Below are 10,979 nucleotides of genomic sequence, written 5' to 3' on the forward strand. Positions count from 1 at the left end.
CTCCTCCCCCCCCCCTCCCCCCCTCCCCCCCCCCCCCCCCCCCCCCCCTCCCCCCCCCACACCCCCCCCCCCCCCCCCCCCCCCCCCCCCCCCCCCCCCCCCCCCGGTAACGTTTCTGCTGGGCCTGGACGGGCCCCCGGGGACTAGATGTCCTCGTGGGCCACGGCGCGACGCGCGTCGGCGTCGAGGACGCCCCAGCTGATGAGCTGCTCGGTCAGGACCGAGGGGGACTGGTCGTAGATGACGGCCAGGGTGCGCAGGTCGTCCTGGCGGATCGACAGCACCTTGCCGTTGTAGTCGCCGCGCTGGCTCTGGATGGTCGCGGCGTAGCGCTGGAGCGGGCCGGCCTTCTCGGCGGGGACGCCCGCCAGGCGCTCCAGGTCGAGGCGCAGCTTCGGCGGCGGCTCGGCCGCCCCGCCGGGGGTCGTGCCCGGCAGCAGTTCCTGGACCGGAACCCCGTAGAAGTCAGCCAGCTCGGCGAGGCGCTGGACGGTCACGGCGCGGTCCCCGCGCTCGTAGGAACCGACCACCACGGCCTTCCAACGGCCCTGCGACTTCTCCTCGACACCATGGAGGGAGAGGCCCTGCTGGGTGCGGATGGCGCGGAGCTTGGCCCCGAGCTGTTTGGCGTATTCGCTGGACATAACGCTCCCGGACGCTGTGACGCTGTGACTACATGGAGACCATGCGGCTCCGCCGCGCGGCTGGTAACTCACTGTGAGGTTACGCAGCGTTACGTGGATGCGTCAAGCCGAATCCTCTTCCCCGCCCACTTACGAGCGGGATCACCGGGGTCCGGTGCGAAGCCGGGCGCCGACCCCTGGTACCGTGGTCGGCGTACATCAGACGTCCTTTAAGGTCCGTCCCGTGAGGCGGAGAAGGAGGTCCTTTTCATGGACAGTACGACTTCCCAGGTCTCGGCCGATGAAGAGATGCGCCCCGTTCTGGAGGCGCAGGACATCGCCCGGGTCCTGACGCGTATCGCCCACGAGATCGTCGAACGCGCCAAGGGCGCCGACGACGTGGTGCTCCTCGGCATTCCCACCCGCGGTGTGTACCTGGCCAGCCGGCTGGCCGCCAAGCTGGAGGAGATCACCGGGACGAAGATCCCGGTCGGCTCCCTCGACATCACCATGTACCGCGACGACCTGCGCCTGAAGCCCGCCCGGGCGATCGGCCGCACCGAGATCCCGGGCGACGGCATCGACGGCCGCCTGGTGGTCCTCATCGACGACGTCCTCTTCTCCGGCCGCACGATCCGGGCGGCCCTCGACGCGCTCGGCGACATCGGCCGCCCCCGCGCCGTCCAGCTCGCGGTCCTCGTCGACCGCGGCCACCGCGAACTCCCGATCCGCGCCGACTACGTGGGCAAGAACCTGCCCACCTCGCTGCGCGAGACCGTCAGGGTCCAGCTCCAGGAGGAGGACGGCCGCGACGCCGTGCTGCTCGGCCAGCGGACCGCCCGGGCAGCAGGGCAGTAACCCCCGCGCGTACGGGACCCCTCGCGGGGGCCCGTGCCGAGCCCTGCCCTGCCCCGCCGCACCACCGTCAGCCCGCCTGCCTGCCCTCCCGACTTACGGAGCACCCAGATGAAGCGCCACCTCATCTCGGCCGCCGACCTCACGCGCGACGACGCCGTCCTGATCCTCGACACCGCCGAGGAGATGGCCCGCGTCGCCGACCGGCCGATCAAGAAGCTGCCCACCCTGCGCGGCCTCACCATCTGCAACCTGTTCTTCGAGGACTCGACCCGTACCCGGATCTCCTTCGAAGCAGCCGAGAAGCGCCTCTCCGCCGACGTCATCAACTTCGCCGCGAAGGGCTCCAGCGTCTCCAAGGGCGAGTCCCTCAAGGACACGGCCCAGACCCTGGCCGCCATGGGCGTGGACGCCGTGGTCATCCGCCACCACGCCTCCGGCGCCCCGTACCGGCTCGCGAACTCCGGCTGGATCGACGCCCCGGTGATCAACGCCGGCGACGGCACCCACCAGCACCCCACCCAGGCCCTCCTCGACGCGTTCACCATGCGCCGCCGCCTGGTCGGCCGGGACGCCGGGCTCGGCAAGGGCCTCGACGGCCGCCGGATCACCCTCGTCGGCGACGTCCTGCACAGCCGCGTGGCCCGGTCCAACGTCGACCTGCTGCACACCCTCGGCGCCGAGGTCACCCTGGTGGCCCCGCCGACCCTGGTGCCGGTCGGCGTCGAGAACTGGCCCTGCGAGATCTCGTACAGCCTCGACGAGGTGCTGCCGAAGTCGGACGCGGTCATGATGCTGCGTGTGCAGCGTGAGCGGATGAACGCCGCCTTCTTCCCGACCGAGCGCGAGTACTCCCGCCGCTACGGGCTGGACGCCGCCCGGATGGCCCGGATGCCCGAGCACGCCATCGTGATGCACCCCGGCCCCATGGTCCGCGGCATGGAGATCACCGCCGAGGTCGCCGACTCCGACCGCTGCACGGTCGTCGAGCAGGTCGCCAACGGCGTCTCGATCCGCATGGCCGTCCTGTACCTGCTGCTCGGAGGCTCCGAGCCCGCCGTCACCACCCCCGCCGCCGCCCGTACCGAGGAGACCAAGTAACCATGAGCAAGATCCTTATCCGCGGCGCGAAGGTCCTCGGCGGCGAGGCGCAGGACGTCCTGATCGACGGCGAGACCATCGCCGCCACCGCCCGGACGGGCGAAATCGACTGGAGTGGCACCGGGCTGTCCGCCGAGGGCGCCCAGGTCATCGAGGCCGACGGCCAGGTCCTCCTCCCGGGCCTCGTCGACCTCCACACCCACCTGCGCGAGCCCGGCCGCGAGGACTCCGAGACCGTCCTCACCGGCACCCGCGCGGCCGCCTCCGGCGGCTACACGGCCGTCTTCGCCATGGCCAACACCTTCCCCGTCGCCGACACCGCCGGCGTCGTCGAGCAGGTGTGGCGCCTGGGCAAGCAGTCCGGCTACTGCGACGTACAGCCCATCGGCGCCGTCACCGTCGGCCTGGAGGGCAAGAAGCTCTCGGAGCTGGGCGCCATGCACGAGTCCGCCGCCCGCGTCACCGTCTTCTCCGACGACGGCAAGTGCGTGGACGACGCCGTGATCATGCGCCGCGCCCTGGAGTACGTGAAGGCCTTCGGCGGCGTCGTCGCCCAGCACGCCCAGGAGCCCCGCCTGACCGAGGGCGCCCAGATGAACGAGGGCATCGTCTCGGCCGAGCTGGGACTCGGCGGCTGGCCGGCCGTCGCCGAGGAGTCGATCATCGCCCGCGACGTGCTGCTCGCCGAGCACGTCGGCTCCCGCGTGCACATCTGCCACCTCTCCACCGCCGGCTCCGTCGAGATCGTCCGCTGGGCCAAGTCCCGCGGCATCGACGTCACCGCCGAGGTCACCCCGCACCACCTGCTCCTCACCGACGAGCTCGTGCGCTCGTACAACCCGGTCTACAAGGTCAACCCGCCGCTGCGCACCGAGCGCGACGTGATGGCCCTGCGCGAGGCGCTCGCCGACGGCACGATCGACATCGTCGCCACGGACCACGCCCCGCACCCGCACGAGGACAAGGACTGCGAGTGGGCCGCCGCCGCCATGGGCATGGTGGGCCTGGAGACCGCGCTCTCCGTCGTCCAGCAGACGATGGTGGAGACCGGACTGCTCGACTGGACGGGCGTCGCGGAGCGGATGTCGCACGCTCCGGCGCGCATCGGCGGCCTCCCGGGGCACGGCCGGCCCGTCTCGGCAGGTGAACCCGCGAACCTGACCTTGGTCGATACCTCGTACCGTGGTGTCGTGGACCCCGCACTCTTCGCCTCCCGCAGCCGCAACACGCCTTACGAGGGCCGTGAGCTGCCGGGACGCGTCACTCACACCTTCCTGCGGGGCCGGGCAACGGTCGTGGACGGGAAACTGGCGTGACACCTGCAGTGATCCAACTGGCCGCCGAGGCCGCCGAACGACAGTCGGCGGAGGTGACGGACTGGGGCCCCCGCATGGCGTGGGTGCTCGGCCTGCTCGTCTTCATCGCGTTCGTGTACTGGCTGATGCGGCAGGGCTGGAAATGGCGCGGCGCCCTGCAGAGCGATCTGCCGGAGCTGCCCGTCACCCCCGGCGGTCTTCCCGAGCACCGGCTGGCCCTGACCGGCCGGTACCACGGGTCCACCACCGCCGGGCAGTGGCTCGACCGGATCGTCGCCCACGGGCTCGGCGTCCGCAGCCGGGTCGAGCTCACCCTCACCGACGCGGGCCTCGACGTGGTCCGTCCGGGGGCAACCGACTTCTTCGTACCGGCCGCGCAGCTGCGCGGCGCCCGCCTCGACAAGGGAATCGCGGGCAAGGTACTCACCGAGGGCGGCCTGCTCGTCGTCACCTGGGCGCACGGCGACAAGCTGATCGACTCCGGATTCCGCTCCGACCGGGCCGCCGAGCACGCCGCCTGGGTCGAAGCGATCAATCTCATGAACTCAACCACCACGACGGAAGGCGCCGAACGATGACGACCTCCACCAGGGGAGCAGCCAAAGCTCCCGCCGTACTCGTCCTGGAGGACGGTCGGATCTTCCGCGGCCGCGCCTACGGCGCCGTGGGGGAGACCTTCGGCGAGGCCGTGTTCTCCACCGGCATGACCGGCTACCAGGAGACCCTGACCGACCCGTCGTACCACCGGCAGGTCGTCGTGATGACCGCCCCCCACGTGGGCAACACCGGCGTGAACGACGAGGACCCCGAGTCCTCCCGCATCTGGGTGTCCGGCTACGTCGTGCGCGACCCCGCCCGCGTCCCCTCCAACTGGCGCTCCCGGCGTTCGCTGGACGAGGAGCTGGCCGGGCAGGGCGTCGTCGGGATCTCCGGCATCGACACCCGCGCCCTGACCCGCCACCTGCGCGAGCGCGGCGCCATGCGCGTCGGCATCTTCTCGGGCGGGGCCGTCGCCGACGACGCGGCCCTGCTGGCCCGCGTCCTGGAGTCCCCGCAGATGAAGGGCGCCGACCTCTCCGCCGAGGTCGCCACCAAGGAGGCGTACGTCGTCCCCGCGATCGGCGAGAAGAAGTTCACCGTCGCCGCCGTGGACCTGGGCATCAAGGGCATGACCCCGCACCGGATGGCCGAGCGCGGCATCGAGGTGCACGTGCTGCCCGCCACCGCCACCGTCGAGGACGTGTACGCGGTCGACCCCGACGGCGTGTTCTTCTCCAACGGGCCCGGCGACCCGGCCACCGCCGACCACGCGGTCTCCGTCATGCAGGGCGTCCTCGCCCGCAAGACCCCGCTGTTCGGCATCTGCTTCGGCAACCAGATCCTGGGCCGCGCGCTCGGCTTCGGCACCTACAAGCTGAAGTACGGCCACCGCGGCATCAATCAGCCGGTCCAGGACCGCACCACCGGCAAGGTCGAGATCACCGCGCACAACCACGGCTTCGCCGTCGACGCGCCCCTCGACCAGGTGTCCGAGACCCCCTACGGCCGCGCCGAGGTCTCGCACGTCTGCCTGAACGACAACGTCGTGGAAGGCCTCCAGCTGCTCGACCAGCCGGCCTTCTCCGTCCAGTACCACCCCGAGGCGGCCGCCGGCCCGCACGACGCCGCGTACCTCTTCGACCGCTTCGTATCTCTGATGGAGGCCGAGCGTGCCTAAGCGCACCGATATCCAGTCCGTCCTGGTCATCGGCTCCGGCCCGATCGTCATCGGCCAGGCCGCCGAGTTCGACTACTCCGGCACCCAGGCCTGCCGCATCCTCAAGGCCGAGGGCCTGAGGGTCATCCTGGTCAACTCCAACCCCGCGACGATCATGACCGACCCGGAGATCGCCGACGCCACGTACGTCGAGCCGATCACCCCCGAGTTCGTCGAGAAGATCATCGCGAAGGAGCGCCCCGACGCGCTGCTCCCGACCCTCGGCGGCCAGACCGCGCTCAACACCGCGATCTCCATGCACGAGCAGGGTGTGCTGGAGAAGTACGGCGTCGAACTCATCGGCGCCAACGTCGAGGCCATCAACAAGGGTGAGGACCGCGACCTCTTCAAGGGCGTCGTCGAAGCGGTCAAGGCGAAGATCGGATACGGCGAGTCCGCCCGCTCGGTCATCTGCCACTCGATGGACGACGTCATCGCGGGCGTCGAGACCCTCGGCGGCTACCCCGTCGTCGTGCGCCCCTCCTTCACCATGGGCGGCGCCGGCTCCGGCTTCGCCCACGACGAGGAGGAGCTGCGCCGCATCGCCGGCCAGGGCCTCACGCTCTCCCCGACCACCGAGGTGCTCCTGGAGGAGTCCATCCTCGGCTGGAAGGAGTACGAGCTGGAGCTGATGCGCGACACCAAGGACAACGTGGTCGTCGTCTGCTCCATCGAGAACTTCGACCCGATGGGCGTGCACACCGGTGACTCGATCACCGTCGCCCCGGCGATGACGCTCACCGACCGCGAGTACCAGCGGCTGCGCGACATCGGCATCGCGATCATCCGCGAGGTCGGCGTCGACACCGGCGGCTGCAACATCCAGTTCGCGATCGACCCGGTCGACGGCCGCGTCATCGTCATCGAGATGAACCCGCGCGTCTCCCGCTCCTCGGCGCTCGCGTCGAAGGCCACCGGCTTCCCGATCGCCAAGATCGCCGCCAAGCTGGCCATCGGCTACACGCTCGACGAGGTCCCCAACGACATCACCGAGAAGACCCCGGCCTCCTTCGAGCCGACCCTCGACTACGTCGTCGTCAAGGCCCCGCGCTTCGCCTTCGAGAAGTTCCCGGCCGCCGACGCCACCCTCACCACCACCATGAAGTCGGTGGGCGAGGCCATGGCCATCGGCCGCAACTTCACCGAGGCCCTCCAGAAGGCCCTGCGCTCCCTGGAGAAGAAGGGCTCCCAGTTCACCTTCGTCGGCGAGCCCGGCGACAAGGACGAGCTGCTGGCCACCGCGGTCCGCCCGACCGACGGCCGCATCAACACCGTCATGCAGGCCATCCGCGCCGGCGCCACCCAGGAAGAGGTCTTCGAGTCCACGAAGATCGACCCCTGGTTCGTCGACCAGCTCTTCCTGATCAAGGAGATCGCGGACGACCTCGCCGCCGCCGAGAAGCTCCACCCCGAGCTCCTCGCCGAGGCCAAGCGCCACGGCTTCTCCGACGTCCAGATCGCGGAGATCCGCGGCCTGCGCGAGGACGTCGTCCGCGAGGTCCGCCACGCGCTGGGCGTCCGCCCGGTCTACAAGACGGTCGACACCTGCGCCGCCGAGTTCGCCGCGAAGACCCCGTACTTCTACTCCTCCTACGACGAGGAGTCCGAGGTCGCCCCGCGCGAGAAGCCCGCGGTGATCATCCTGGGCTCCGGTCCGAACCGCATCGGCCAGGGCATCGAGTTCGACTACTCCTGCGTCCACGCCTCCTTCGCCCTCAGCGACGCCGGCTACGAGACCGTGATGGTCAACTGCAACCCCGAGACCGTCTCGACGGACTACGACACCTCCGACCGCCTGTACTTCGAGCCGCTGACGCTCGAGGACGTGCTGGAGATCGTCCACGCCGAGTCGCTGGCCGGCCCGATCGCCGGTGTGGTCGTCCAGCTCGGCGGCCAGACCCCGCTGGGCCTCGCCCAGGCGCTCAAGGACAACGGCGTCCCGGTCGTCGGCACCTCCCCGGAGGCCATCCACGCCGCCGAGGACCGCGGCGCCTTCGGCCAGGTCCTCGCCGACGCGGGCCTGCCCGCGCCCAAGCACGGCACCGCCACCACCTTCGCGGGGGCCAAGGCGATCGCCGACGAGATCGGCTACCCGGTCCTGGTCCGCCCGTCCTACGTGCTCGGCGGCCGCGGCATGGAGATCGTCTACGACGAGACCCGCCTGGAGTCGTACATCGCGGAGTCCACCGAGATCTCCCCGACCCGCCCCGTGCTGGTCGACCGCTTCCTCGACGACGCGATCGAGATCGACGTCGACGCCCTCTACGACGGCACCGAGCTCTACCTCGGCGGCGTCATGGAGCACATCGAGGAAGCCGGCATCCACTCCGGCGACTCGGCCTGCGCCCTGCCCCCGATCACCCTCGGCGGCTTCGACATCAAGCGCCTGCGCGCCTCCACCGAGGCCATCGCCAAGGGCGTCGGCGTCCGCGGCCTGATCAACATCCAGTTCGCGATGGCGGGCGACATCCTCTACGTCCTGGAGGCCAACCCCCGCGCCTCCCGGACCGTCCCCTTCACCTCGAAGGCGACCGCCGTCCCGCTCGCCAAGGCCGCCGCCCGCATCTCGCTCGGCGCCACCATCGCCGAACTGCGCGCCGAGGGCATGCTGCCCAGGACCGGCGACGGCGGCACCCTGCCGCTGGACGCGCCGATCTCCGTCAAGGAGGCCGTCATGCCGTGGTCGCGCTTCCGCGACATCCACGGCCGCGGCGTGGACACCGTCCTCGGCCCGGAGATGCGCTCCACCGGCGAGGTCATGGGCATCGACACGGTCTTCGGCACGGCGTACGCCAAGTCGCAGGCCGGCGCGTACGGCCCGCTGCCGACCAAGGGCCGCGCGTTCATCTCCGTCGCCAACCGCGACAAGCGCTCGATGATCTTCCCGGCCCGCGAGCTCGTGGCCCACGGCTTCGAGCTGCTCGCCACCTCCGGCACCGCCGAGGTGCTGCGCCGCAACGGCATCAACGCCACCGTGGTGCGCAAGTTCAGCGAGGGCGAGGGCCCGGACGGCGAGAAGACCGTCGTCCAGCTGATCCACGACGGCCAGGTCGACCTGATCGTCAACACCCCGTACGGCACCGGCGGCCGCCTCGACGGATACGAGATCCGTACGGCCGCCGTGGCGCGCAGCGTCCCGTGCCTGACCACGGTCCAGGCGCTCGCCGCCGCCGTGCAGGGCATCGACGCGCTCAGCCGCGGTGACGTCGGCGTGCGCTCCCTCCAGGAGCACGCGGAGCACCTGAACGCCGCCCGCGACTAGCAGCCCGTAGCGGAGAGGGGGACACCGGACGCGAGAACCGCGCCGGGTGTCCCCCTCTTCTTGAGCGCAGAAGGGACTTTTCGGACGATGTACAAACTGTTCTTCAACCTGGTCTTCAAGCGGATGGACCCCGAGCGGGCCCACTACACGGCCTTCCGGTGGATCCGCCTCGCCGCCCGCGTCCCGGTGCTGCGCACCTTCGTCGCGGCCGTCCTGGCACCGCGGTACGCGTCCCTGCGCACGGAGGCGCTCGGTCTGCGGATGCACGGCCCCTTCGGGCTCGCGGCCGGCTTCGACAAGAACGCCGTCGCCATCGACGGCATGGCGATGCTCGGCTTCGACCACATCGAGATCGGCACCGTCACCGGCCAGGCGCAGCCCGGCAACCCCAAGAAGCGCCTCTTCCGCCTGGTCCCCGACCGGGCGCTGATCAACCGCATGGGCTTCAACAACGAGGGCTCGGCCGCCGTCGCCGCCCGCCTCGGCGCCCGCAACCCGGTCTTCCGGACCGTCGTGGGCGTCAACATCGGCAAGACCAAGGTGGTTCCGGAGGCCGAGGCGGCCGCCGACTACGTGGTCTCCACCGAGCGCCTGGCCCGCCACGCGGACTACCTGGTCGTCAACGTCTCCTCGCCGAACACCCCGGGCCTGCGCAACCTCCAGGCCACGGAGTCCCTGCGGCCGCTGCTGACCGCGGTGCGGGAAGCCGCCGACCGCGCGGTCACCGACCGCCGGGTGCCGCTGCTGGTCAAGATCGCCCCCGACCTCGCGGACGAGGACGTCGACGCGGTCGCCGACCTCGCCCTGGAGCTGGGTCTGGACGGCATCATCGCCACCAACACCACCATCGCCCGCGAGGGCCTCGGCCTGAAGTCGGCCCCCGCCCTGGTCGAGGAGACCGGCGGGCTGTCCGGCGCCCCGGTCAAGGAGCGCTCCCTGGAGGTCCTGCGCCGCCTGTACGCGCGCGTCGGCGACCGCCTGGTCCTGGTGGGCGTCGGGGGCATCGAGAACGCCGAGGACGCCTGGCAGCGGATCCTGGCGGGAGCCACCCTGGTCCAGGGCTACAGCGCCTTCGTCTACGAGGGCCCGTTCTACGCCCGCGCCATCCACAAGGGCCTGGCCGCGCGCCTGGCCGCCAGCCCGTACGCGACCCTGGCCGAGGCCGTGGGCGCGGAGACCCGAAAGGCCGCGCTGTGAGCCCTGTGACCCCCTTCGGAACCCGGCTGCGCGCCGCCATGGACTCCCGTGGCCCCCTGTGCGTGGGGATCGACCCGCACGCCGCCCTGCTGGCCTCCTGGGGCCTGGGGGACGACATCGCCGGTCTGGAGCGGTTCTCCCGCACGGTCGTCGAGGCCCTGGCCGAGTCCGTCGCCGTCTTCAAGCCGCAGGCCGCCTTCTTCGAGCGCTTCGGCTCGAAGGGCGTCGCGGTGCTGGAGCGGACCGTCGCGGACGCCCGTGCCGCCGGGACCCTGGTGGTCATGGACGCCAAGCGCGGTGACATCGGCTCCACGATGGCCGCGTACGCCTCCGCCTTCCTGGACCCCGCCTCCCCGCTGTTCTCGGACGCCCTGACGGTCTCCCCGTACCTGGGCTACGGCTCGCTCGCCCCGGCCGTGGAGCTGGCCCGCCGGTCGGGCGCCGGTCTCTTCGTCCTGGCCCTGACCTCCAACCCGGAGGGGGCGGAGGTCCAGCGCGCGGTCCGCGAGGACGGCCGTTCGATCGGCGCGACCATGCTGGCCCACCTGGCGGCGGAGAACGCGGGAGCCGAGCCCATGGGCTCCTTCGGCGCGGTGGTCGGTGCCACGCTGGGCGACCTGTCCTCGTTCGACCTGGACATCAACGGCCCGCTGCTGGCCCCGGGCATCGGCGCCCAGGGCGCGACCGCGGCGGACCTGCCGGCGGTCTTCGGCGCCGCCGTCGCCAACGTGGTCCCGAACGTCTCCCGCGGGGTCCTGAAGCACGGTCCGGACGCCGCCGCCCTGCGCGCCTCGGGGGGGGGGGTGGGGGGGGGGGGGGGGGGGGGGGGGGGGGGGGGGGGGGTGGGGGGAGGGGGGGGGGGGGTGGGA

Annotated in this window: 8 protein-coding genes and 1 pseudogene; 8 read left to right on the plus strand and 1 reads right to left on the minus strand. The window is 71.6% G+C overall.

Translation table 11 applies throughout. The features are described from left to right. Positions 1-143 precede the first annotated feature (143 nt). Positions 144-644: a transcriptional regulator BldD gene (bldD, locus tag ACZ4WZ_RS21705; RefSeq protein ID WP_007263032.1), complete on the minus strand. Its 501-nt coding sequence runs from the start codon at positions 642-644 to the stop codon at positions 144-146. Positions 645-893: 249 nt separating this feature from the next. On the opposite strand from bldD, the gene pyrR reads away from it, so the two are divergent. The 8 genes and pseudogenes from pyrR to pyrF all read left to right on the plus strand — a co-directional run. Further along, positions 894-1,481, plus strand: coding sequence for a bifunctional pyr operon transcriptional regulator/uracil phosphoribosyltransferase PyrR (gene pyrR, locus ACZ4WZ_RS21710; RefSeq protein ID WP_467892638.1), 588 nt, complete (start codon positions 894-896; stop codon positions 1,479-1,481). Between the two features lie 108 nt (positions 1,482-1,589). Further along, a complete protein-coding gene (locus ACZ4WZ_RS21715) occupies positions 1,590-2,579 on the plus strand; it encodes an aspartate carbamoyltransferase catalytic subunit (protein WP_467892640.1) in 990 nt (329 codons plus the stop codon). A gap of 2 nt (positions 2,580-2,581) precedes the next feature. Then, positions 2,582-3,895: a dihydroorotase gene (locus ACZ4WZ_RS21720; RefSeq protein ID WP_467892642.1), complete on the plus strand. Its 1,314-nt coding sequence runs from the start codon at positions 2,582-2,584 to the stop codon at positions 3,893-3,895. Continuing rightward, positions 3,892-4,473: a PH-like domain-containing protein gene (locus ACZ4WZ_RS21725; protein ID WP_467892644.1), complete on the plus strand. Its 582-nt coding sequence runs from the start codon at positions 3,892-3,894 to the stop codon at positions 4,471-4,473. Before ACZ4WZ_RS21720 ends, ACZ4WZ_RS21725 begins: the two co-directional genes overlap by 4 nt. Further along, complete coding sequence (gene carA, locus ACZ4WZ_RS21730; RefSeq protein WP_467892645.1) at positions 4,470-5,612, plus strand: glutamine-hydrolyzing carbamoyl-phosphate synthase small subunit; 1,143 nt, start codon at positions 4,470-4,472, stop codon at positions 5,610-5,612. Before ACZ4WZ_RS21725 ends, carA begins: the two co-directional genes overlap by 4 nt. After that, positions 5,605-8,913, plus strand: a complete 3,309-nt coding sequence (gene carB / locus ACZ4WZ_RS21735) for a carbamoyl-phosphate synthase large subunit (RefSeq protein ID WP_467892646.1) — start codon at positions 5,605-5,607, stop codon at positions 8,911-8,913. Before carA ends, carB begins: the two co-directional genes overlap by 8 nt. Before the next feature lie 87 nt (positions 8,914-9,000). After that, positions 9,001-10,110 (plus strand): quinone-dependent dihydroorotate dehydrogenase, encoded by a 1,110-nt coding sequence (locus ACZ4WZ_RS21740; RefSeq protein ID WP_467892647.1) that lies wholly within the window; start codon positions 9,001-9,003, stop codon positions 10,108-10,110. Then, positions 10,107-10,904: pseudogene (pyrF, locus tag ACZ4WZ_RS21745) on the plus strand (orotidine-5'-phosphate decarboxylase); the annotation flags it as partial. The gene ACZ4WZ_RS21740 and the pseudogene pyrF, both read left to right, overlap by 4 nt. Between the last annotated feature and the right edge of the window lie 75 nt (positions 10,905-10,979).

It is taken from the genome of Streptomyces sp. NPDC029122 (assembly GCF_055569445.1).